We start from the raw sequence: 22728 nt of genomic DNA, 5'->3' as shown, positions 1-22728 counted from the left end.
GCGCCCGGCTACCGACAGTAGCCCCCGGCCTTCTCCCAGCAGTACGGAGGAAATCCCGCGGATGCTCAGCGCGGCGGCCAATCCGGCCGCAACACGGCCACGCACCGCCTCCGGCGGCCGGCCCGGGGCGGCGTCGCCCTGGCGGGGCGAGCGCCTCGCCGCCCTACGGCGGGACGCTCGGTGGCCACGGTGAGCCTCAGCCCTCCACCCGCTTCTTGGCGCGCCGAGTGCTCCCGGCCTGCTTCGACCTGCGGGCGGCGGGGTCCGGCCCGAGGAGTTGCGACACTCGCTGGAAGGACACCCCCATGACCCGGCCGGCGTCCCGCTGGCTCAGATCCCGGGTGAGGACCTCCGCCGCTCGGCGCATGGCACGGCGCTCCGCCTCCGCGGCCTCCGAGGTGGCCCGCTTCGCGCGCTCCGCCTGCTCCAGGGCCTGCCGCGCCTCCTCCGGCAGTTCCGTTTCGACGGAGACCCCGATGTCCCCGGGATCGGTGCCGAGCATGACGGCGATCGCCTCGCGCGCGGCCTCCTCCGCCTTGTCGAGCCGCTTGGTCTGGCTGAAGACGCCTGGCAGAGCGGGCACTTCCAGCGCCCACCAGTTACCCGCCCGGCGTGCCGTCACACGATAGATCTTCATCGCCACCACCTCTCTCCGAGTTCCGATTCCAGCGCCTTGCAGATGCCCTCTGCCGTGATCTCGTTGATCTCCTTGTGCTTCGGGATGACCACTGCCGGCGCAACTCGAAGGGAATGTCCTTGGCCTTGGCTGCTTTCCTGATCCTGCCGACCAGGGTCTTGTACTTCACGAGTGTATGTCTAGTGACGATAGAACGCTCAAGTCTAGCCCTGCTGGACTATGCACTCGGAAGAGTGGGCGGGGCCCGATGCGGTGGGTGGGGCGAACGCTCGCGACCCGGGCGTCCGGCGTTCCGTCCGGCAGTGGTTCCGGGCGGGTCGCCGCAGAGCGCACTGCCGGGGGGTCTTGGAGAATCGTGCTGTGTGCCAGGGGGTTCCCATGATGTCCGGGCGAACGGGAGGCGGCGTGACCGGCAAGCGGGACGTACGGGTGCGGCGGGTGTACGAGGAGGCGGGGCCGGGCGACGGGGCGCGGGTGCTGGTGGACCGGCTCTGGCCGCGCGGGCTCGCCAAGGAGGCGGCGGAACTGGACGAGTGGTGCAAGGAGGCCGCCCCGTCGAGCGAGCTGCGCCGCTGGTACGGCCACGACCCGGAGCGCTTCGAGGAGTTCGCGGAACGCTACCGGGCGGAGCTCGGCGGGCCGGAGGGGCGGGAGGCCCTGGACCGGCTGCGCGGACTGGCGCGCGGCGACGGCGGGCTGACCTTGCTGACCGCCACGAAGGACGTCGAGCGGAGTGCCGCGCGCGTGCTGGAGCGGGTGCTGGCGGACGGCCGCTGACGGCCCGGCCGGAACCTGCCCCGGCCCGGGCCCGGGTGCCGCTCGGGGTCGCGCCCGGATGCGGGCCGGGTGTCGCCCGGAGGCCCCCGGACGCCGCTCGGACGCCGCCCGGATGCCTCCGAATGCCGTTCAGCCCACGGCCCGCGAAGGGCCCGCCGCGCTATCCCCCCGGAGCGCGTTGACGAAACATACGGTCCAGTGCATACTTATGCCTGTCAGCGCATGCATCGTAAGGAGAATCCCGTGACCGAGCGCGTCGTACTCGCCTACTCGGGCGGCCTTGACACCTCCGTCGCCATCGGCTGGATCGCCGAGGAGACGGGCGCCGAGGTCATCGCCGTCGCCGTGGACGTCGGCCAGGGCGGTGAGGACCTGGACGTCATCCGCAAGCGTGCGCTGGCGTGCGGCGCCGTCGAGGCGGAGGTCGCGGACGCCAAGGAGGAGTTCGCCGACGAGTACTGCCTCCCGGCGATCAAGGCCAACGCCCTCTACATGGACCGCTACCCGCTGGTCTCCGCCCTCTCCCGGCCCACCATCGTCAAGCACCTGGTCGCCGCCGCGAAGAAGCACGGCGCCGGCATCGTCGCCCACGGCTGCACCGGCAAGGGCAACGACCAGGTCCGCTTCGAGGCCGGCATCTCCTCCCTCGCCCCGGAGCTCACCTGCATCGCCCCGGTCCGGGACTACGCCATGACCCGCGACAAGGCCATCGCCTTCTGCGAGGAGAAGAACCTCCCGATCGCGACCACCAAGAAGTCGCCGTACTCCATCGACCAGAACGTCTTCGGGCGCGCCGTGGAGACCGGCTTCCTGGAGGACATCTGGAACGCGCCGATCGAGGACGTCTACGAGTACACCTCCAACCCGGCCGGCCCGCGTGAGGCCGACGAGGTGATCATCACCTTCAAGCAGGGCGTCCCGGTCGCCATCGACGGCAAGCCCGTCACCGTCCTCCAGGCGATCCAGCAGCTCAACGAGCGCGCCGGGGCCCAGGGCGTCGGCCGGATCGACATGGTCGAGGACCGGCTCGTGGGCATCAAGTCCCGGGAGATCTACGAGGCCCCCGGCGCCATCGCGCTGATCACGGCCCACCAGGAGCTGGAGAACGTCACCGTCGAGCGCGAACTGGCCCGCTACAAGCGGCAGGTCGAGCAGCGCTGGAGCGAGCTGGTCTACGACGGCCTGTGGTTCTCCCCGCTCAAGCGCGCGCTGGACGGCTTCATCAACGAGGCCAACGAGCACGTCTCCGGCGACATCCGGATGACCCTGCACGGCGGCCGGGCCGTCGTCACCGGCCGGCGCTCGGAGTCCTCGCTCTACGACTTCAACCTCGCCACCTACGACACCGGCGACACCTTCGACCAGTCGCTCTCCAAGGGCTTCATCGAGCTCTTCGGCATGAGCTCCAAGATCGCCGCCAAGCGGGACCTCGCCCAGTAACCGGCGCACCCCGACGGCCCGTACGGTCCCGTACCGTACGGGCGGGGGCCCGGCCGCGCGGCAGCGCGCGGCGGCACCACAGCAGGACACCACCGCCTCCGCGCCCCGCCCCGGGTCGCGGAGGCGGCCCGTATCACCGGTATGACGGGCACCGCCGCCATGACCGGCACCGAACCGGCGACGACCGGCACATCAGTCTCAGCGCGCACGAGGAGCACCGATGACCAACGGCCAGCAGCAGCCGACCCCGGACGGCGGCGGCGTCCGGCTGTGGGGCGGCCGCTTCGCCTCCGGGCCGGCGGAGGCCCTGGCCCAGCTGTCGGCATCCGTCCACTTCGACTGGCGGCTCGCCCCGTACGACATCGCGGGCTCCCGCGCCCACGCCCGCGTGCTGCGCTCGGCCGGGCTGCTCACCGACGACGAGCTGGCCCGGATGCTGGAAGGGCTGGACCGGCTGGAGGCGGACGTCGCCGACGGCTCGTTCACCGGCACCGTCGCCGACGAGGACGTGCACACCGCCCTGGAGCGCGGCCTGCTGGAGCGGCTCGGCCCCGAGCTGGGCGGCAAGCTGCGGGCCGGCCGGTCCCGCAACGACCAGATCGCGACGCTCTTCCGGATGTACCTGCGGGACCACGCCCGCATCATCGGCGGACTGCTCGCCGAACTCCAGGAGGCCCTCGTCGGGCTGGCCGAGGCGCACCCGGACGTGGCCATGCCCGGCCGCACCCACCTCCAGCACGCCCAGCCCGTCCTCTTCGCGCACCACGTCCTCGCCCACGTCCAGGCGCTCTCGCGGGACGCCGAGCGGCTGCGGCAGTGGGACGACCGCACGGCCGTCTCGCCGTACGGATCGGGCGCGCTGGCCGGCTCCTCGCTCGGCCTGGACCCGGAGGCGGTGGCCGCCGACCTGGGGTTCGAGCACGGCTCCTCGGCCAACTCCATCGACGGCACGGCCTCCCGCGACTTCGTCGCCGAGTTCGCCTTCATCACGGCGATGATCGGCGTCGACCTCTCGCGGATCGCGGAGGAGATCATCATCTGGAACACGAAGGAGTTCTCCTTCGTGACCCTCCACGACGCCTTCTCCACCGGCTCGTCGATCATGCCGCAGAAGAAGAACCCGGATATCGCCGAGCTGGCGCGCGGCAAGTCCGGCCGGCTGATCGGTAACCTCACCGGGCTGCTCGCCACCCTGAAGGCGCTGCCGCTCGCGTACAACCGGGACCTGCAGGAGGACAAGGAGCCCGTCTTCGACTCCTGCGACACCCTGGAGGTCCTGCTCCCTGCCTTCACCGGCATGATGGCGACCCTCACCGTCAACCGGGAGCGGATGGAGGAGCTGGCCCCGGCCGGTTTCTCGCTCGCCACCGACATCGCCGAATGGCTCGTCAAGCGGGGTGTGCCGTTCCGGGTGGCGCACGAGGTGGCGGGCGAGTGCGTCCAGGAGTGCGAGCGGAACGGCATCGAGCTGGACCAGCTCACGGACGAGCAGTTCGCCAAGATCTCCCCGCACCTCGCCCCCGAGGTGCGGAGTGTGCTCAATGTGCCGGGCGCCCTGGCGGCCCGCAACGGCCGCGGCGGTACGGCGCCGGAGGCGGTGGCCGTGCAGCTCGCCGGGGTGAAGGCCGACCTGGCCGTGCAGCAGCAGTGGGCCACGGCGAAGGCGACGGCGGAGGCCATGGCCGAGGCGAGCTCCCCGGAGGGCTGATCCGGGCCGCAGATCCGGGCCGGCCGGTGCCGGCGCTGCCGGAGCGTCCAGCGGCCCGCCGCCCCGCGTTCCCCGGAGTGCCCCGCGTGTCCGCGCGGGGCACTCCGCTCTGTCCGGCGGAGGCACCGGCCGGCCGGTGATGTCGCGTCGCCTCAGCCGGTCCGGTCGGCCTGCCGGGAGCAGAGCAGGAGCGTGTCCGCGAAGGGCACCCGGAAACCGCCGGGCCGAGCGGCCCGCCCCGTGCCGCCGGCGCCCGCCCCCTGTCCCGTACCGGTCCGCGACCCGGCGTCCGGGGCTCCGCTCTCGGCGAGTGCCTGGACGACCCAGCCGGGCACGTCCCGGTCCGCCGTGCAGTCGGTGAACCGCTCGGACCAGGAAGAGGGTTCGGGGGTGTGCTCCACGAAGCCGTCCAGCACCTGCCGCCCGTCCCGCCACACGGCGACCCGGCCCTGGGTCTCACCGCGCTCCTCGAAGACGTGCTCGACGGTGCCGGTGAGGCGGCCCGCCGCGTCGTAGTGGACGGCGATGCCGCTGGGCGGGACGGCCGTCCCCGTGTAGGCGACGCGCGCGACGCGCGAGCCGTCGTCGTGGGCCCGCCAGACCGTCATCGGCGGGACCTCGGGGATGTGCGCGCCGCGCGGGAGGTGCGTGGCGATCAGCCCGCTCTCGATGGCTCGCAGGGTGCGGGCGGCGAGCCGGCGGGCGGCCGGGGAGTGATCCTCGCGGTAGCGCTCCCGGAAGGAGTCGTCGGACTCCAGCAGCCACCGGACGGTCCGCGGGAGGACGGCCGCGGGGGCCGCCGTGCGCGCCGGTGCCGGCGCCCGGTGCCGCGCCTGCGGTGAGGCACCGGCCAGGTGGCGGGTCCGCTGCTCCTCCGCGGCGGCCGGGTGCGCTGCGGGGAGGCCGGTCGCCGTGACGGCGGCCAGCGTGACGACGAGGGCGGCGAGGCGCATCGGGACATCCTCTCGGCCGGGCCGGGGGTGCCGGGCCTGTGGTGGGAGGACCGGCGGAGCGGACCGGCGTATGGGACAGGACGCTAGTCACGCACCGGCCCCGGCGCTCTCCCGGCTGCTCCGATCCGGCGACGTCCCGCTGCTCCGATCGGCGGCGCCCGGCCCGGCCGCCCCGGCGCACCCCGGCGCACCCAGGTGTGTCCGCTGTCGGGCCCGTGCCCCCGGAGCCGCTCCCCGGTCGGGTGATTTTCCGGCGAACCGCCCTGCGTGTCCCTGTACGGGGCTCACAGTCGTGACGGCCGCAACCCGGCGCAACCCGACACAAGGGAGTCATGTCATGCGAAAGCCGCTCATCGCGCTGGCCGCGCTCGCGCTGCTCGCGGTGCCCGTGCACGGCACCGCCTCGGCCGCTCCGGCCGCTCCGGCCGCTTCGTCCGCCCCGGCAGCCGAGAACGCCCCCTGCTACAACTGGTCCGTCAAGTCCCGCGAGGGCTACGCCAACGGGCGGCGCTGCGGATCGAAGGTCCACGGCACGGTCAAGGACACCCGCGCCGACGGCCGCTGCCCGTATGTGCGGGTGAAGACGCAGAAGGGCTGGTACTTCGACGGTCCCTGGGTCGGACCCAAGGGCAAGAGCAAGCACTTCACCATCGACACCCGGGGCGACTTCGCCACCCACTACTACCTGCGGTACATCCACTGCTGACAGCCGGCGGACCGGAGCCCGAGCGCGCATGCGCACGGGAACGGGCGAACGATGGACGGCGGCCCCCGGCGGGCACTTCCGCCGGGGGCCGCCGTCCATCGCGCTGGGCCGGGGTGGTCAGGCCGCCTTCGCCTTGGTGGCGTACATGTCCACGTACTCCTGGCCGGAGAGCCGCATGACCTCGCTCATCACCTCGTCGGTCACCGCCCGCAGCACATAGCGGTCACGGTCCATCCCCTCGTAGCGGGAGAAGTCCAGCGGCGCGCCGAAGCGGACGGTCACCGGCGCGATCCGGGGCATGCCCTTGCCGCCGGGCTGGACCTTGTCGGTGCCGATCATCGCGAACGGGACCACGGGCGCGCCCGTCATCAGCGTGAGCCGGGAGACGCCGGTGCGGCCCCGGTACAGCCGGCCGTCGGGGGAGCGGGTGCCCTCCGGGTAGATCCCGAACGCCTTGCCCTCCTCCAGCAGCCGGCGGCCGGTCATCAGCGCGGCGACGCCGCCGTGTCCGCCGTCGCGGTCCACGGGGATCATGCCGGACGTCCCGAAGAACCAGGCCATCAGCCGGCCCTTGATCCCCTTGCCGGTGACGTACTCGTCCTTGCCGATGAAGAAGACCTGGCGCTTCATGACCAGGGCGAGGAACAGCGAGTCGATGAACGTGACGTGGTTCCCGGCGAGGATGACCGGTCCGGTCGCGGGGACGTTCTCCACCCCCTCGACACGGGGGCGGAACAGGACGCGCACGAGCAATCCGAGAAGCGCTTTGAGCGCAATACGGGACAACGGGCCCTCCGGTCTGGTCCTGGTCGTCGGCCGAGACAGCGCGCGGGAAGTTTCCGCATCGCGGGAGTCTGCAGGTGAGTACGGTACTCGCGAGGCCGCCGGAGACGCACATCGGTCCGGCTCGCGGACGCGGCGCGTCCGAGTGTGTTCGCCCCGTGTTCGGCTTGCGGCCTCCCGTGGGACAGGTATAGCCGCCTACGATCACCCCCGGTTGTCGGGCAGGTTCACAACAAGAAACAGGGGGCCTCATGGAGCAGTCGCCGTCGCAGTCGCGTTCGCAGGCGCGGAGACAGGAGCAGTCGCCGGAGCACGGGCCGGGCCGCCGCGCACTCCTGGGGGCCGCGGCCCTCGGTGCGGGCGCGGCCGTCCTGGGCGCGGCGGGCACGGCGGCCGCGGCGGACACGGCCGGCACGGCGCCGGCCGCCGCCGGCAAGGGCGGCCGGGGCCCGGGCCGGGGCCTGCCGGTGCCCGCCGTCGTCGCGCACCGCGGCGCCAGCGGCTACCGGCCCGAACACACTCTCGGCGCCTATCAGTTCGCCCTCGACATGGGCGCGGACGTCATCGAGCAGGATCTCGTGCCCACCCGTGACGGCCATCTGGTCTGCCGCCACGAGAACGACATCACCGGCACCACCGATGTCGCCGAGCATCCCGAGTTCGCCGCCCGGAAGACCACCAAGACCGTCGACGGCACGGAGCTCACCGGCTGGTTCACCGAGGACTTCACCCTGGCCGAGCTGAAGACCCTGCGCGCGACGGAGCGCATCCCGGCGGTCCGCCCGCACAACACCCTCTACGACGGCCGCTGGGAGGTCCCCTCCTTCGAGGAGGTGCTCCAGTGGGCCGACCGCGAGGGCCGCCGCCGGGGCCGCCCGGTCTGGCTGCACGTCGAGACCAAGCACCCCAGTTACTTCCGGGGGATCGGCCTCGGCCTGGAGGAGCGGCTGGCGAAGCTTCTGCGCCGGTACGGGCGGCACCGGGAGAACGCGCCTCTCTTCCTGCAGTCCTTCGAGCCGACCAGCATGGAGCGGATGAGCCGGCTGGTCTCCACGCCGCGGGTCGTGCTGCTGTGGACCGCCGACGACCGCCCCTGGGACTTCCGGGAGGCCGGTGACCCGCGGACCGTGGCCGATCTCGTCACCCCCGAGGGGCTGGCGTGGATCGCCGGCTTCGCGCAGGGCATCGGCCCGCTCCTCGACCTGGTGATCCCCAAGGGCGCCGACGGAAAGCTGGGCGCCCCCACCGCGCTCGTCGAGGACGCGCACCGCGCCGGGCTCGTCCTGCACCCGTACACGATGCGGAACGAGAACACCTTCCTGCCCGCCGACTTCCGACGCGGGACCGACCCGGCCGCGTACGGGGACGCCTTCGGCGCCTACCGCGCCTACTTCGCGACCGGCATCGACGGGATCTTCACCGACAACCCCGACACCGCCCTCCTCGCGCGCGAGGACTTCCTGCGGGACTGATTCCGGCGGGGCCCGGCTCGCGGCCGGGCCCCGCGTCGGCGGCTCGCGTCAAGCGGCGGCGTCAGGGGCGGCGGCTCCGGCGACACGGACGGGTGAGTTCGGGGGACAGGCGAAACCATCCTGCATCCCCCGGGTGTCCCGGACGGCATGACACTCAGTGACCTGCTTCTCCGGCTGCGTCCGCTGCTCGCCGCCGAGGCGGCGGCCGAGGCCCACGGCACCGCCGTGGAGGCCGCCGACCTCGAACAGGGCGTCTGGCTGCGGCTGCTGGAGCAGTGCAGGGAGGACGGTGCGCCGCCGCGGCCGGAGCCGGAGCCGGCGGTGGCGGTGGCGGAGTGGCTGCGGGACGCCGTCCGCAGCGAGGGGCACGGGGCCCGGCTCCGGGCCCGCCGGGAGGTGCCGTACGCGACGGTGGACGGCGGGGAGCCGGGCGCCGCCGGCCGGGTCCGCGCGGCCGGACCGTCCGGTGTGGAGGAGCGGGTGCTGGCGGCCGAGGAGCGCCGCGAACTGTGGAGCGCGGTGCGCCGGCTGCCCGGCCGGTGCCCCGGGCTGCTGGCCGCGATGCTGTCCCCGTACGACCCGACGTACCGGGAAATCGCAGGCGCGTTGGGTATCTCACAAGGAAGTCTCGGGCCGATTCGTTCCCGGTGCCTGGGATGTCTGCGCAGAATGCTCACGGCGGAGGTTGCGGCTCCCGGACTTCGGGGAAGGGAGCGTTAGCCGACCGGAGCCATGGACGCGGCGAATCCGTTTGCCGTTCCGGTCAGGGCATCCGGCCCGGGCGCCCCACCCTCAGCTCGCGCCCGGGCGATTCGAAAGGGGAGGCGTGCGCGTATGGGCATGAGCGTGACCATCTCTGCGGCGACCGATGAGGACGCCGAGCAGATCCTCAAACTCCAGTACCTCTGCTACCAGCGCGAGGCGGAGCTGTACGGCGACTACGGCATCCAGCCGCTGACCCAGACCCTGGACGACCTCCGTGCCGAACTGGGCCGGAGCGTGGTGCTCGTGGCCCGGCTCGGCACGGAGGTCGTCGGGTCCGTCCGCGGGATGGTGGACGCCGACGGCACCGCGGGCATCGCCAAACTCATCGTCCATCCGCGGATGCAGCGGCACGGCCTCGGCGGGCGGCTGCTCGCCGCGATCGAGACACGGCTGGCCGAGGAGTCGGAGGCCAAGCGTTACCGCCTCCTCACCGGACACCGCAGCGAGGGCAATCTGCGGCTCTACCGGCGCTGCGGCTACGCGCCGGTCGGCACCGAGCAGATCTCGCGCGGGCTGAGCCTGGTGACCCTGGAGAAGGGCGCCGAGGTCGGCAGCCTGGTCGCCAGCGCCTGATCCGGGGCGGCCCTCCGGGGCGGCTCCGCGGGACGGGGCCGGCCGGCACGGTGCACGCCGTGACGGCCGGCCCCGCCGCATGTCCGGGCGTCCGTACCTCATGCTCTCCGTGCAGGGCCCTCTGGTGCGTCCGGCCGTACGCGGTCAGGCGCGGCGCGCGGCGCGCAGCCAGAACAGGGCCGCCACGGGCATCACCAGCGGCAGGAAGAGGTACCCCATGCCGTAGTCGGACCAGACGGTGGCGTCGGGGAAGGCCGAGGGGTCCACCAGGGTCCAGGTGCCGACGGCCAGTACGCCCGTCAGTTCGAGTCCGCAGCAGATCTGCCCGATCCGCCGGGCGCGCTCGCCGCCCCGTACGAGGGAGAAGAGGATGACGGCGTAGACGCAGGCGGCGGCCGCGGAGAGCACGTAGGCGAGCGGGGCCTCGTCGAACTTCATCAGGATCTCGGCGGCGGCGCGCGAGGCGGCGCCGACGGTGAAGACGCCGTAGAGCAGGACGAACAGCCGGCCCGGGCCGGTGCCGAGCCGGAGGCGGCCCCCGGCGGGGGCCGCCGGGGGAGCGGCGGGGCCGGGCCGGGCCGTGGTGTCCGGAGCCGCCGTGCCCGTGGTGCCGGGAGCCGCGGAGCCGGGGGCGCCGGGGACCGTGACGCCCTGCGCCGACACGTCCGAGACCGCCGTGTCCGGGGCTGCCGCGTCCGGGCTCGCCGTGTCCGGGGTCGTCTCAGGCACCGGGGCCGCCTCCCCAGATGTCGTGCAGCCGCACCTCGAGCACGGCCAGGACCAGCGCTCCGGCCGCCACCGTCACCGAGCCCCAGCGGGTCCGCTCGGCCAGGGACAGGAACCCGGCGGCGGGCACGGCCGCGCCCGCGCCCAGCAGATAGGCGAGGAAGATCCCGGTGCCGCCCTCCGGCCGGTCGCCGCCCGCCAAGCGGACGATGCCGACGGCCAGTTGGGCCAGGGCGAGCACGCTCACCACGGCCATCCCGATGAAGTGCCAGTCCTTGGTGGGCTGATCGCGATAGGCCGCGAAGCCGCACCAGGCGGCGAGCGCGAGAGCGGCCGCGGAGACCGCGAGCGTCAGAGCGGTGATCACCGGTACCGCCTCCGGCGGTGGCACGGGCCGCTCTGCGGGCGGCCGGGCGGGTGGAGAGGCATGGCACGACTGTAATGCGCCCGCCCCGGCCCCCCGCGCCCGCCCCCGGACCAGCCGTCACAGCGTGGCATCAGCCACAGCCGGAGGCGGCGCCCGGAGTGCCGGCGGGCCCGTCTGCCCAGTGGCCACGGGGGTTTCCGCTGGTACGGCCGGTCTGCCGTGATGTCCACGATCCGATCGGCGTTGTCCATCATGTGGATAGTTGTGATCGTTCGGCGTCGGTGTCTGTTTAACTGGGGCGCATGACCACGACGAGCAGCCGCATCACCGCGACCGAGGCGATCCAGACGCCCGGTGCTCGCCGCATGTGTCGAATGTGTCGCCCCTGAGGGCCCCTCTCCGCTTCTCGCGCCCCGAAGCGAGCCCCCGTGCCGCCGTGCCGTCCCGGTCCGCCGGGCGCACCGTGCCGCGACGCCCCGCGTCATGACCGCCCCGTCCGGCCGCGCCCGGACGCCCTGGCGGTGACGCGGCCGGGCCGTGCCCCCTCCGGTGGCCGCGGCCCGCCCTGTACCCGTATGTCCCGTGCCGGCGCCCCCGTGTGCCGAGCGCTCGAAAGTGACGGATTCCGCTGTGATCACCACCAAGGACCTGACGAAGGTCTACCGCTCCCGGGACGGCCGGGAGACCACCGCCCTGGACGGTGTCGGCCTGCACGTCCGCGAGGGGGAGGTGTACGGCGTCCTCGGCCGGAGCGGCGCCGGCAAGTCCACCCTCATCCGCTGCGTCAACCTGCTGGAACGGCCCACCTCCGGCACGGTCACCGTCGACGGCCGGGACCTCACCGCGCTCGCCGGGCGCGGCCCCCGCGCCGGCGCGGAACTGCGCCGGGCCCGGACCCGGATCGGCATGGTCTTCCAGCACTTCAACCTGCTCTCCTCGCGCACCGTCCGGGCCAATGTCGAACTGCCGCTGGAGATCCTCGGGCTCTCCGGCCGGGAACGCGAGCGCAAGGCCCTCGACCTGCTCGACCTGGTCGGCCTCGCCGACAAGGCGCGCTCCTACCCGGCGCAGCTCTCCGGCGGCCAGAAGCAGCGCGTCGGCATCGCCCGCGCCCTGGCCGGCGACCCGAAGGTGCTGCTCTCCGACGAGGCGACCTCCGCGCTCGACCCCGAGACCACCCGCTCCGTGCTCCAGCTGCTCCGCGACCTCAACCGGCAGCTCGGGCTGACGATCCTCCTCATCACCCACGAGATGGACGTCGTCAAGGCCGTCTGCGACTCCGCGGCCCTGATGCGCGAGGGCCGGATCACGGAGTCCGGCACCGTGCCGGAACTGCTCGCCACCCCCGGCTCCGAACTGGCCCGGGAGCTCTTCCCGGTGGCCGGCCAGGCGTCCGGCGAGAACCGGACCGTCGTGGACGTCACCTTCCACGGCGAGAGCGCCACCCAGCCGGTGATCTCCCGGCTCGCCCGGACGTACAACGTCGACGTCACCGTCCTGGGCGCCGCGATGGACACCGTCGCCGGCCGCCAGATCGGCCGGATGCGGATCGAACTGCCCGGAGCCTTCGAGGAGAACGTCGTGCCGATCGGATATCTGCGCGAACAGGGACTGGGCATCGAGATCGTGCGCGCCCCGGGCACCCCGGAGGCCGAGGGGACCAGCGGGACCGCCGCCGGGCTGCTGGTGCGCGGAGGTGCCCGGTGACCTGGTCCGAGATGCAGCCGCTGCTGTACGCCGCCACGCTCGACACCCTCTACATGGTCGGCTGGTCCACCGTCTACGCGGTCCTCGGCGGGCTGCCGCTGGGCGTGCTGCTGGTGCTCACCGGTGAGGGGGGCCTGCTGCGCAACGGTCCCGTCAACAAGGTGATCGGCGCCGTCGTCAACGTCGGCCGCTCACTGCCGTTCTTCATCCTCATGATCGCGCTGATCCCGTTCAGCACGCTGGTGGTCGGCACCTCCATCGGCCCCACGGCGGCCGTCGTCCCGCTGGCCGTCAGCGCCGTCCCGTTCTTCGCCCGGCTGGTGGAAACCGCCGTCCGCGAGGTGGACGGCGGGCTCGTCGAGGCCGTGCAGGCGATGGGCGGATCGACCTGGACCGTGGTCCGCAAGGCGCTGCTGCCGCAGGCGCTGCCGTCCCTCGTCGCCGGCCTCACCACCACGGTGATCGCCCTCATCGGCTACTCGGCCATGGCCGGCGCGGTCGGCGGCGGCGGGCTGGGCAACCTCGCCAAGACCTACGGCTACCAGCGGTTCGAGACCGACCTCATGCTCATCACCGTGGTGCTGCTCATCGTCCTGGTCAGCGCCGTGCAGCTGGCCGGCGACCTCGTGGTGCGCGGCCTGGCCCGGCGCGGCCGCTCCGGAGCCGGACCGGTCCGGACGCGGCGGCTCCGCGCGGCGCGCCGCTGACCCCCGCGCCCCGGCGCCACCCCCGGCCGCCCCGCGCGGCCCACCCGAACCCCCGGCCCGCCCCCTTCACACCGGGCGGAGCCGGACCCCGAGCCCGGACCCTTTGCCGGGCGGAACCACCCGCAAGAAAGGCACTCTTCGTGCGTACCCCGCTGAACACCACCCGTCGCAGGCCCACCACCGCCAAGCGCACCGCCGCGAAGTCCGCGACCGCGGTCGCCGCCGCGGCCCTCACCCTGGGCCTCGGCGCCTGCTCGGCCCCCTCCGACGCCGGCAGCGGCTCCGGCGGCGACTCCGCCGCGGACGCCCCGCTCGTCGTCGCCGCCACCCCCACCCCGCACGGCGACATCCTGAACCACGTCAAGGAGGAGCTGGCCGCCGACGCCGGACTCGAGCTGGAGATCAAGGAGTTCGACGACTACGTCCTCCCCAACACCGCCACCGAGAGCGGCGAGGTCGACGCCAACTTCTTCCAGCACAAGCCCTACCTCGACGACTTCAACGAGCAGAAGGGCACCCACATCGTGCCCGTCGTCAACGTCGAGATCGAGCCGCTGGGCCTCTACGCCGAGCAGCTGGACGGGATCAAGGACCTGAAGCCCGGCCACACCGTCGCCCTGCCCGACGACGCCACCAACGAGGGCCGCGCCCTCAAGCTCCTCGCCGACCACGGCGCCATCGAACTCAAGGACGGCACCGGCAGCGACGCCACCCTCGGCGACGTCACCGACGACAAGGGCCTGGAGTTCAAGGAGCTGGAGGCCGCCCAGATCCCCACCCGGCTCGGTGACGTCGACGCCGCCGTGATCAACGGCAATTACGCCATCGGCGCCGGGCTCAAGCCCGCGAAGGACGCGCTCGTCCTGGAGAAGGCCGAGGGCAACCCGTACGCCAACTTCCTCGCCGTGAAGAAGGGCAACGAGGACGACCCGCGCGTCGAGAAGCTCGCCCGGCTCCTCAACTCCGACGAGGTCAAGGCCTTCATCGAAAAGCGGTTCGAGGGCTCCGTGCTCCCCGCCTTCGGAGCCGTCACCTCCTGACCGCGGGTCCCACTCCGGACCGGCCCCCGGACCGGCCCCCGGACCGGCCCCCGGACCGGCCTCCGGGCCCGTCCCCGGGCCGCGGGCCCCGCCACCGCGCGGGGCCCGCGGCCGTCCCGTCCGCCCCCTCCGCACCACCCGGCGCTGCGCCGGACCGCGCCGATGCTGCATGCTGGGCTGTCCAGCGACCCCGGACCCGGAGCGGCCCATGACCCCCACTTTCCCGGACATCACGATCAGCACCGACCGCCTGGTGCTGCGCCCGTTCGAGGAGGGTGACGTGCCCGCCCTCGCGGACATGATGAACGACGAACTCGTCACGGCCTGGACCTCCGCCCCCCACCCGTACACCCTGGACGACGCCCGCGACTGGGCCGGCCGCGCCGCCCCCGCCGAGCGCAGCGAGGGCCGCGGCATCGTCTTCGCCGTCGCCGAGTTCCTCACCCAGCGGCTGGTCGGCTCCGTCCACCTGCGCAACACCAACTGGCGCTGCCGCTCCACCGAGATCGGCTACGTCACCGCGCCCTGGGCCCGCGGCGAGGGCTACGCCAGCGAGGCGGTGCGCGCCGTCGCCCAGTGGCTCTTCCGCCACCAGGGCTTCGAACGGCTCGAACTGCGCACCGCCGCCGACAACACCGCCTCCCAGCAGGTCGCGCAGAAGACCGGCTGCATCAGCGAGGGCGTGCTCCGCAACGCCTGGATAGCCCGCACCCGCACCGAGGACGGCGGCTGGACGGACATCCGCACCGACCTGATCGTCTGGAGCCTGCTCCCCGAGGACCTGGACGACCTCGACGAGGAGACGGCGCAGGGGGACCGGGCCGCGTACGCCGACTGGAACTGACGCGCCCGGCGCCACCCCGCCCCCGGCCGCAAGCGGCGGCCCCGGCGCGCGGTGCCCCGGGCGCACCGGGGTACCCTCACCCTGCCCGCCCACCCCCGCGGGCTCCGCGCGCGACTTTCCCAGGAGACTGACGACGATGGCCGACCGGGTCACGGTGATCGGATGGGACGGCTCACCGCTGACCGCCGCCGCCCGCTCCGCCCTCGGAGCCGCCACCCTCGTCGCCGGCGCGCCGCACCATCTGGCCCTGCCCGAAGTGCCGTCCGCCGCCGAGCGGATCAGGCTCGGCAGCCTCGATCTCGCCGCCCGCCGCATCGTCGGCCACCGCGGCACCGCCGTCGTGCTCGCCGACGGCGACCCCGGCTTCTTCGGCGTCGTCCGCACCCTCCGCGCCCCCGAACACGGCCTGGAGGTCGAGGTGGTGCCCGCCGTCTCGTCCGTCGCCGCCGCCTTCGCGCGCGCCGGCATGGCCTGGGACGACGCGCGGATCGTCACCGCGCACAGCCGGGATCTGCGCCGGGCCGTCAACGTCTGCCGCGCCCACAGCAAGGTCGCCGTGCTCACGGCGCCCGGCGCGGGCCCGGCCGAACTCGCCCTGCTGCTCGGCCCGGTGCACCGCACCTTCGTCATCTGTGAGGAGCTGGGCACCGACCGGGAGCGGGTCACCGTCCTCACCTCGGACAAGGTCGCCGACCACACCTGGCGCGACCCCAACGTCGTGCTGTCCATCGGCGGCTTCACCTCCCCGGTCACCCAGCAGGACGCCTGGCTGGCCGGCGGCGACACCGCCCTGGCCACCGGGCCCCGCGGCTGGGCGCTGCCCGCCCAGGGCTACGGCGGCGTCCTCTCCGAGGCGGAGACCCCGCAGCTCCGGGCCGCCCAACTCGCCCGGCTGGGGCCGCGCGTCGGCGACCTCGTCTGGGACATCGGCTGCGGCAGCGGCGCGGCCGCGGTCGAGGCGGCCCGGCTCGGTGCCGCCGTCATCGCCGTCGACGAGGATCCCGGGGCCCTCGTCGTCGCCGGCGACAACGCCCGCCGCTACGGCGTGCAGATCCAGACCGTGCACGGCACGGCGCCGCACATCCTGGAGGATCTGCCCGAACCGGACACCATCCGGATCGGCGGCGGGGGGGCCGCGGTCGTCGCGGCCTGCGCCGCCCGGCGGCCCGAGCGCATCGTCACGCACGCCAGGACCCGGGACGAGGCGGAGGCCGTCGGCCGCGCTCTCACCGACGGCGGATACGGCGTCGAATGCGCGTTGATCCAGACTGTGGAGTTGGACACGTCGCAGGACTCCGGATGGGCCGAACGCCAGCGTGACGTGGGCTTTTTCCTGTGCGGGCACAGGATCGGCCGGCCGCTCTGAGCTTGTCCACCCGTGCCGTGCGGGACGTCCGCGCCAGGTAGGCTGGCGGACTGTTGTGACGCAGCGACGTTCGGCACTTCGTTCGTCAATACCCGGAACGCACCATGCGTTTCGAGCGCTCGGTACGGAGCTCGGGGGACGTGTGACGTACCGACCGGCGCGGACGCTCGTTCCATCCCATGAGCGGCCTTCGCGTCGCGGTCGGGCGCGCCGGGCGGGCGGGTCGATGGAGCACTATCGATGGGCGAGGGGTACGCATGACTGACACCGGCCGGATCCCGGACGAGGGGCTGCCGGAGAACGCCGGCGGACAGCAGGGGACACCGCACCACGCGGCTCCCGGCGACTCCGCGGGCGACCCCTCGTTCCAGCCGGGTCCCGTGTACCAGTCGGAACCCTCGTACCAGTCGGACCCCTCGTACCACCAGGACTCCTCCTTCCACCAGGATGTCTCCGGCACCGGGTACGCCTACCCCGGCCCCGCGGAGCCGGCGGCCCCCGCCGGCGGCGACGACATGCTGCTCATGCCCGGCGCCCAGGGCGCCTGGAGCGAGCAGCCCGCGTACGACCCGCTGACCGATCCCCTGCCCGACCCCCTGACGGGACCGCTGCCGCAGCCGGAGACCGGACCGGCCGCCCCGTACGCGCCTGCGCCCGGGCCGTACGAGCAGCAGCAGCCCTACGAGCAGCAGCAGCCCTACGAGCAGCAGCAGCCCTACGAGCAGCAACCGCACGGAGAGCAGCCGTTCGGGCAGCTGCCGCGGGAGCAGCAGCCGCAGGAGCGCCGGCCGTACGAGCACCAGCAGCAGCCGTACATCCCGCACCCCGCCTCCGAACAGCCGTTCAGCAAGCAGCCGTTGTCCGGACCGGCCGCCGCCGCACCGCCGCAGACGCCCGTCCGGCGGCCGCTCCACCCGGGTCCCCCGGTCCCCGAGGCGGGCGGCACGACGGGCGGAGTCGTCCGCTCCCTCGCCGACCGGGGCCCCGCGGGCGCTCCCACCCGGCAGTTCCCCGGAATGGCGCCCGCCCCCGCGCGGGCCCGCGTACCGCAGCAGCAGCCACCGGTGGACATCCCGGCGTACGCGCAGCAGCCGTCCGCCACGCTCCCGGGCCCGCAGCTCGGCGAGATCCCGACGCAGCACGGGCCCCGGTCGGCGCGGCCGGCCGGCACGGACGCCCCGTCGAACCCCTCGCCCGCGGCCACCGTCCCCGGGCCGACGACGGCCGCGCCGGCCGAGGCGGGCACCGCCGATGCGGATGCCGGCACCGCTGCCGGTACTGCTGCCGTTCCCGGCGCCGGCGAGGGTGCCTCAGGTGCTGCCGCCCCGCTGCCCCCCGAGGTGGCCCAGTCCGCGGCCGCCGTCCAGCCCGCGCCGTCGGTGCCCGGGGAACCCGGCACGGACGGCGGGCAGGACCCCGCCGCGGCGGACGGAACGGAGACGGCCCCGGCCCCGGCCGCGGACATGCCGGCCGCGGACACGGTAGCCACGGCCCCGGAGACGGCCGTGACCCCGGAGACGGGCGCGGCCGGCGGCGCGGACCGACTCACGCCGCTCGCCGAGGACGCCTCCGAAACGGGGGAGACCGCCCCCGAGGCCGAGCCGGAAGCGCCCGCCGGCAGCGCCGGGCAGCCCGCTCCCGAGCCGGCCGCGGCCGAACTCACCGTCCCCGCCGGACCGGTGCCGGACGGCGGCCCCGGCGGCCCGGAGACCTCTGGGACCCCCGAGCCTCCGGAGGCGGCGGCGGAAGTACCGGGCCCCGGCGCGGGCAGCCCGGACACGGCAGCGGCCGTGTCATCCGCGCCCACCGAGTCCACCGCCTCCGCCGAGGAGGCCCCGCAGCCGGCCGCGAGCCGGGGCCGGCGCGGCCGGCGCCGTGCCGCGCCGGCTTCACCGCAGGACCCGGTGGCCGCGGACGCACCGGCCGGTGCGGAGACCGGGCCCGCCGGGCCGGTCGGTGACGGCAGTTCACCGGAGGCCGCCGAAGGGCCGGACGCCCCCGTGGCGGTCGCCGTGGCCGTCGCCGTCGCCGGGCCCGGTGCCGAAGAGACCGGGGCGGAGGAGCGGCCCGTGAAGATCGCCGCAGGAACGGGCCGGCGGCGCCGGGTGGCCCGCGCCGCCGCAGCCGAGCCCGGGCACGGACAGCCGAAGGACGGTGCCACGGAGGCGGTACAGCCTCTTCCGGAGACCGACCCGGCTCCGGAAGCCGGGGAGACCGCGCCGGCCGCCACTCCGGAAGCGGAGTCGGCCGCCGCGCCGCGGGGCCCGGAGAGCGCGGACGACGCCGCCGCCCCGGCCGACACGGCCGTCGAGTCCGCGACGCAGGCCGCCCAGCCCTCGGACGCCGCACAGGAAGCGGCAGTTGAGACCATCGCGCAGGAAGCGCAGGAAGCGCAGGAAGCGCAGGCCGCACCCGCCGACTGCGGGCCGACTCCGGGGGACACCCCCGGCGCGCAGCCGGCGGACGCCGCGTCGGCAGCCGGCGACGCCTCCGCCACGGCGCCGGCCGATGCCGGATCCGGACCGGCCGCGGGCGAGGCCGCCCTCCCGCCCGGCGGACAGCCGGAGGCCGGCGGAGCCGCCGCTTCCGGCGAGCCGGCTGCCGGACCGGGCACAGGGGCCGAGGCGGAGTCCGGCGCCGGAGCGGATGCCGCTGACGCTCAGGCGGACGGGCCCGACACGGCTCCGTCCGCGCCGGAGGCCAATACGCCCGCCCCGGCCCCGGAGAACGCCGCACCGGACGCCGCCGAGTTGAACGCCGCCCAGCCGGACGCGGCCGAGCCCGGTGCGGTCGAGCCGGATACCGCCGGGTCCGGTACCGCCGAGCCGGAGGCAGCCCAGCCCGGCACCGTCGAGCCGGACGCCGCCCAGCCGGGCGCCGCCGCGCCCGGTGCAGTCGAGCCGGATACCGCCGGGTCCGGTACCGCCGAGCCGGAGGCAGCCCAGCCCGGCACCGTCGAGCCGGACGAAGCCCAGCCCGGGACCGTCGAGTCGAACGCCGCCCAGCCGGACGCCGCCGCGCCCGGTGCCGCCCAGCTCGATGCCGCCGAGCTTGGTACCGAGCTGGACGCCGCCCAGCCCGGTGCCGCCGGGCCGGACGAAGCCCAGCCCGGTACCGCCGCACCGGACGCCGCCGAGCCCGGCACCGCCGAGCTGGACGTTGCCCAGCCCGGTACCGCCGAGCCGGACGCCGCCGAGCCCGGCACCGACGAGTCGAACGCCGCCGAGCCTGGTACCGCCCAGCCGGATGGCGTCGAGCCTCACGCCGTTCAGGCGGACACGACCGGACCGGACATGCCCGGGGCCCGGACGGAAGAACCCGGCGCTGCCGGGAGCCGGGCAGAGCTCGCCGAACCGAGTGCGGCAGAGACCGGCGCCGAGACCGCCGACCCGGCGGCTGCCGGGCCCGATGTGGCCGAACCGACCGCTGCCGATCCCGGGGCCGCCGAGCCGACAGCCGCCGAGCCGGAAGCGGTCGAGCCCGGGGCCGCCGAACAGCCGGTCACCGAACTGCCCGACTCCGAGCCGGAAGCCGCCCCGGCGGGGCCGGCCGCGGACGGCGCCGCCGAACCCGCGCCGGAGGACGGCACGCCCGCGACGGAGCCCGCCTCCGAACCGGCTGTCTCCGGACCGACGGGCGCCGGCTCCTCCGCTCCCGGCTCCTCCGAGCCCGGACCGGCCGCTGCCGCCGCGGAGATGACGACCCCCGGGCCACACCCCGCCACCGCGGAGACCGGCCTCATCACCACCCCTGCCCCCGCCACCGTCCCGTCCCCCGCCGCGACCCCCACCGGAGCCACTCCCATTTCCGACGCCGACCTCGCCCCCGACCCCGGTATCGCCCTCGCCGACCGGCTCCTCTCCGCCCGGTCCGCCCCGCGAGCCGGCGCCCCCGCGTCCGCGCCGGACGCCGACGCAGCGCCGGCGGCGAGCCCCGAGGCAGCCGCGAGCACGGAACGGCCGGACGAGTCCGCTCCGTCCGGCGAGCCGGACCGGTCCGGCGGAACCGCACAGCCCGCGCCCCTCTCCGGCCCTCCGGCCCCCGGCTTCGGCGACGCCGAGCGTGAGGCCGTCCTCCGCGTCATGCGGGAGCGCCGCGACATCCGCAATGGCTTCCGCAAGGACCCCGTGCCGCACGACGTGCTGCTGCGGGTCCTGGAGGCGGCCCACCACGCGCCCAGCGTCGGCCACTCCCAGCCCTGGGACTTCGTGGTCATCCGCTCCGCCGAGACCCGCCGGGCCATGCACGAACTCGCCGTCCGCCAGCGCGAGGCGTACGCCAAGTCGCTGCCCAAGGCACGGGCGAAGCAGTTCAAGGAACTCAAGATCGAGGCGATCCTCGACACCCCCGTCAACATCGTCGTCACGGCCGACCCCACCCGCGGCGGCCGGCACACCCTCGGCCGGCACACCCAGCCGCAGATGGCCCCGTACTCCTCGGCGCTCGCCGTCGAGAACCTCTGGCTCGCCGCGCGCGCCGAGGGCCTCGGCGTCGGCTGGGTGAGCTTCTTCGACGAGCGGGAGATGGTCCGCGTCCTCGGCCTGCCGGAGCACCTGGAGGTCGTCGCGTACCTCTGCGTCGGCTACGTCGACGAGTTCCCGGCCGAACCCGAACTGGCGCAGGCCGGCTGGTCCAAGCGGCGCCCGCTGTCCTGGGTGGTGCACGAGGAGACGTACGGCCGCCGCGCCCTGCCCGGCGAGGAGCCGCACGACCTGCTCGCCGAGACGCTGCAGGGCATCCGCCCGCTGGACGCCAAGGCGCTCGGCGAGGCGTGGGAGCGGCAGAAGCGGATGACGAAGCCGGCCGGCGCCCTCGGCATGCTGGAGATCATCTCCGCCCAGCTCAGCGGGCTCTCCCGGAAGTGCCCGCCGCCGATCCCGGAACCGGCCGTCGTGGCGATCTTCGCCGGGGACCACGGGGTCCACGCCCAGGGCGTCACCCCGTGGCCGCAGGAGGTGACGGCCCAGATGGTCGCCAACTTCCTCGGCGGGGGCGCCGTGTGCAACGCCTTCGCGCGCCAGATCGGTGCCGAGGTCTGTGTGATCGACGTCGGTGTCACCGGCGACCTGCCGGCCACGCCCGGCCTGCTCCCGCGGAAGATCCGGGCCGGCACCGGGGACTTCACCGCCGGGCCCGCCCTGGAGCGTGAGGAGGTGCTGCGCGCGATCGAGGTGGGCATCGAGACCGCCCGCGATCTGGTCGCCGCGGGCAACAAGGCCCTCCTCACCGGTGAGATGGGCATCGCCAACACCACCGTCTCCGCCGCGCTGATCTCCGTCTTCACGGAGAAGGACCCCGCCGAGGTCACCGGCCGCGGCACCGGCATCAGCGACGAGACGCACGCCCGCAAGGTCGAGGTCGTACGGCGCGGACTGGAACTGCACCGGCCGGACCCGGAGGACCCGATCGGCGTGCTCGCCGCGGTCGGCGGCCTGGAGCACGCCGCGCTGGTGGGCCTGATCCTCGGCGGCGCCTCGCTGCGCACCCCGGTCATCCTGGACGGGGTGAGCGCCGGAGCGGCCGCGCTGGCCGCCCGGGCGATCGCCCCCGAGTCGCTCGCCGCCTGTATCGCGGGGCACCGCAGCGCCGAACCCGGCCACGTCGCGGCCCTCACCAAGCTGGGACTGCGGCCGCTGATCGACCTCGATCTGCGGCTCGGCGAGGGCACGGGCGCCCTGCTGGCCCTGCCGGTGGTGCAGAGCGCGGCCCGCGCGATGCACGAAGTGGCCACGTTCGACTCGGCCGGCGTCACGGAGAAGTCCTAGCCGCCCGGCCACGGGCCCGGCTTCCGGCGAGCCCCGGGCGCGGCCGAGCGACCGGCCCGGGAACGGGGCGCGGGACTGCGACGGGCCCGCTGCCCGGTCCGCACACCGGTCCGCACACCGGTCCGCAACCGGTCCGCATCCGCGTGGGCCAGGCCCTCCGGTCGCTGTCCCGCCCGTGGCCGGAGACCGGTACGGTACGCCCGGACCGCGTCCGCTCCGGTCCGGTCAGCCGGCTCGGAGCGGACGCGATCCGGTCCGGACGGCCGGAACCGCCGGGCCGGAACCGCCGGTCCGGTCAGCCGGACCGGAGCGCCCGGTGCCGGACCGCCCGGTGCCGGACCGCCCGGTGCCGGACCGCCCGGTGCCGGACCGCCCGGTCCGGCCCCCACCGC

At 74.8% G+C, this 22728-nt stretch carries 18 protein-coding genes; 13 read left to right on the top strand and 5 right to left on the bottom strand.

The window, feature by feature from the left end; translation table 11 throughout:
- Positions 1 to 196 precede the first annotated feature (196 nt).
- Positions 197 to 637, bottom strand: a complete 441-nt coding sequence (locus IF83_RS0101030; RefSeq protein ID WP_051722327.1) for a hypothetical protein — start codon at positions 635 to 637, stop codon at positions 197 to 199.
- A gap of 381 nt (positions 638 to 1018) precedes the next feature.
- Between IF83_RS0101030 and IF83_RS0101020 the strand changes: the two genes are divergently transcribed.
- From IF83_RS0101020 to argH, 3 genes are all read left to right on the top strand, one after another.
- Positions 1019 to 1414: a DUF488 domain-containing protein gene (locus tag IF83_RS0101020; RefSeq protein ID WP_037678254.1), complete on the top strand. Its 396-nt coding sequence runs from the start codon at positions 1019 to 1021 to the stop codon at positions 1412 to 1414.
- A gap of 243 nt (positions 1415 to 1657) precedes the next feature.
- Positions 1658 to 2854 (top strand): argininosuccinate synthase, encoded by a 1197-nt coding sequence (locus IF83_RS0101015; RefSeq protein WP_030542061.1) that lies wholly within the window; start codon positions 1658 to 1660, stop codon positions 2852 to 2854.
- Positions 2855 to 3074: 220 nt separating this feature from the next.
- Positions 3075 to 4562 (top strand): argininosuccinate lyase, encoded by a 1488-nt coding sequence (gene argH / locus IF83_RS0101010; RefSeq protein WP_030542060.1) that lies wholly within the window; start codon positions 3075 to 3077, stop codon positions 4560 to 4562.
- Positions 4563 to 4714: 152 nt separating this feature from the next.
- Here the strand turns inward: argH and IF83_RS0101005 are convergent, their stop codons facing one another.
- Positions 4715 to 5515, bottom strand: coding sequence for an RNA-binding protein (locus IF83_RS0101005; RefSeq protein WP_030542059.1), 801 nt, complete (start codon positions 5513 to 5515; stop codon positions 4715 to 4717).
- A gap of 337 nt (positions 5516 to 5852) precedes the next feature.
- Between IF83_RS0101005 and IF83_RS0101000 the strand changes: the two genes are divergently transcribed.
- Positions 5853 to 6221 (top strand): hypothetical protein, encoded by a 369-nt coding sequence (locus IF83_RS0101000; protein WP_030542058.1) that lies wholly within the window; start codon positions 5853 to 5855, stop codon positions 6219 to 6221.
- A 117-nt stretch (positions 6222 to 6338) separates the two neighbouring features.
- Here the strand turns inward: IF83_RS0101000 and IF83_RS0100995 are convergent, their stop codons facing one another.
- Positions 6339 to 7007: a lysophospholipid acyltransferase family protein gene (locus IF83_RS0100995; protein ID WP_030542057.1), complete on the bottom strand. Its 669-nt coding sequence runs from the start codon at positions 7005 to 7007 to the stop codon at positions 6339 to 6341.
- 248 nt (positions 7008 to 7255) lie between these two features.
- On the opposite strand from IF83_RS0100995, the gene IF83_RS0100990 reads away from it, so the two are divergent.
- The 3 genes from IF83_RS0100990 to IF83_RS0100980 all read left to right on the top strand — a co-directional run bounded on the left by IF83_RS0100990 (position 7256) and on the right by IF83_RS0100980 (position 9814).
- On the top strand, positions 7256 to 8476 hold the full coding sequence (locus tag IF83_RS0100990; RefSeq protein ID WP_078843048.1) for a glycerophosphodiester phosphodiesterase: 1221 nt from the start codon (positions 7256 to 7258) through the stop codon (positions 8474 to 8476).
- Positions 8477 to 8623: 147 nt separating this feature from the next.
- The gene (locus tag IF83_RS34225; protein ID WP_030542055.1) at positions 8624 to 9196 is read left to right on the top strand and encodes a sigma-70 RNA polymerase sigma factor region 4 domain-containing protein; all 573 of its coding nucleotides are present in this window, start codon (positions 8624 to 8626) and stop codon (positions 9194 to 9196) included.
- A 90-nt stretch (positions 9197 to 9286) separates the two neighbouring features.
- Positions 9287 to 9814, top strand: coding sequence for a GNAT family N-acetyltransferase (locus IF83_RS0100980; RefSeq protein WP_279617206.1), 528 nt, complete (start codon positions 9287 to 9289; stop codon positions 9812 to 9814).
- Between the two features lie 144 nt (positions 9815 to 9958).
- Here IF83_RS0100980 and IF83_RS0100975 read toward each other — a convergent pair whose 3' ends face one another.
- Positions 9959 to 10477, bottom strand: a complete 519-nt coding sequence (locus IF83_RS0100975; RefSeq protein ID WP_394297295.1) for a hypothetical protein — start codon at positions 10475 to 10477, stop codon at positions 9959 to 9961.
- A 58-nt stretch (positions 10478 to 10535) separates the two neighbouring features.
- A complete protein-coding gene (locus tag IF83_RS0100970; protein ID WP_030542052.1) occupies positions 10536 to 10907 on the bottom strand; it encodes a hypothetical protein in 372 nt (123 codons plus the stop codon).
- A 630-nt stretch (positions 10908 to 11537) separates the two neighbouring features.
- Here IF83_RS0100970 and IF83_RS0100965 point away from each other — a divergent pair.
- From IF83_RS0100965 to cobT, 6 genes are all read left to right on the top strand, one after another.
- Positions 11538 to 12614, top strand: a complete 1077-nt coding sequence (locus IF83_RS0100965) for a methionine ABC transporter ATP-binding protein (RefSeq protein ID WP_030542051.1) — start codon at positions 11538 to 11540, stop codon at positions 12612 to 12614.
- Positions 12611 to 13321 carry a methionine ABC transporter permease gene (locus IF83_RS0100960; protein WP_030542050.1) on the top strand — a complete coding sequence of 237 codons (711 nt, stop codon included), beginning with the start codon at positions 12611 to 12613 and terminating at the stop codon, positions 13319 to 13321. The genes IF83_RS0100965 and IF83_RS0100960 overlap by 4 nt, the downstream gene beginning before the upstream one ends.
- 152 nt (positions 13322 to 13473) lie before the next feature.
- Positions 13474 to 14361 carry a MetQ/NlpA family ABC transporter substrate-binding protein gene (locus tag IF83_RS0100955; protein WP_030542049.1) on the top strand — a complete coding sequence of 296 codons (888 nt, stop codon included), beginning with the start codon at positions 13474 to 13476 and terminating at the stop codon, positions 14359 to 14361.
- A gap of 208 nt (positions 14362 to 14569) precedes the next feature.
- Positions 14570 to 15205 carry a GNAT family N-acetyltransferase gene (locus tag IF83_RS0100950; protein WP_030542048.1) on the top strand — a complete coding sequence of 212 codons (636 nt, stop codon included), beginning with the start codon at positions 14570 to 14572 and terminating at the stop codon, positions 15203 to 15205.
- Positions 15206 to 15341: 136 nt separating this feature from the next.
- The gene (cbiE, locus tag IF83_RS0100945) at positions 15342 to 16571 is read left to right on the top strand and encodes a precorrin-6y C5,15-methyltransferase (decarboxylating) subunit CbiE (protein WP_030542047.1); all 1230 of its coding nucleotides are present in this window, start codon (positions 15342 to 15344) and stop codon (positions 16569 to 16571) included.
- A gap of 257 nt (positions 16572 to 16828) precedes the next feature.
- Positions 16829 to 22336 carry a nicotinate-nucleotide--dimethylbenzimidazole phosphoribosyltransferase gene (cobT, locus tag IF83_RS0100940; RefSeq protein WP_030542046.1) on the top strand — a complete coding sequence of 1836 codons (5508 nt, stop codon included), beginning with the start codon at positions 16829 to 16831 and terminating at the stop codon, positions 22334 to 22336.
- Positions 22337 to 22728: the final 392 nt, after the last annotated feature.

Origin of the sequence: Streptomyces albus subsp. albus (assembly GCF_000719865.1) — a bacterium.
GTDB lineage: Bacteria > Actinomycetota > Actinomycetes > Streptomycetales > Streptomycetaceae > Streptomyces > Streptomyces albus_E.
This window is presented reverse-complemented; position numbering and strand designations above follow the sequence as displayed.

Coding starts and splice junctions, on each gene's coding strand:
- IF83_RS0101030 (WP_051722327.1), bottom strand. CDS start 637: ATGAAGATCTATCGTGTGACGGCACGCCGGGCGGGTAACTGGTGGGCG.
- cbiE (WP_030542047.1), top strand. CDS start 15,342: ATGGCCGACCGGGTCACGGTGATCGGATGGGACGGCTCACCGCTGACC.
- argH (WP_030542060.1), top strand. CDS start 3,075: ATGACCAACGGCCAGCAGCAGCCGACCCCGGACGGCGGCGGCGTCCGG.
- IF83_RS0100990 (WP_078843048.1), top strand. CDS start 7,256: ATGGAGCAGTCGCCGTCGCAGTCGCGTTCGCAGGCGCGGAGACAGGAG.
- IF83_RS0101005 (WP_030542059.1), bottom strand. CDS start 5,515: ATGCGCCTCGCCGCCCTCGTCGTCACGCTGGCCGCCGTCACGGCGACC.
- IF83_RS0100950 (WP_030542048.1), top strand. CDS start 14,570: ATGACCCCCACTTTCCCGGACATCACGATCAGCACCGACCGCCTGGTG.
- cobT (WP_030542046.1), top strand. CDS start 16,829: ATGACTGACACCGGCCGGATCCCGGACGAGGGGCTGCCGGAGAACGCC.
- IF83_RS0101020 (WP_037678254.1), top strand. CDS start 1,019: ATGTCCGGGCGAACGGGAGGCGGCGTGACCGGCAAGCGGGACGTACGG.
- IF83_RS0101000 (WP_030542058.1), top strand. CDS start 5,853: ATGCGAAAGCCGCTCATCGCGCTGGCCGCGCTCGCGCTGCTCGCGGTG.
- IF83_RS34225 (WP_030542055.1), top strand. CDS start 8,624: ATGACACTCAGTGACCTGCTTCTCCGGCTGCGTCCGCTGCTCGCCGCC.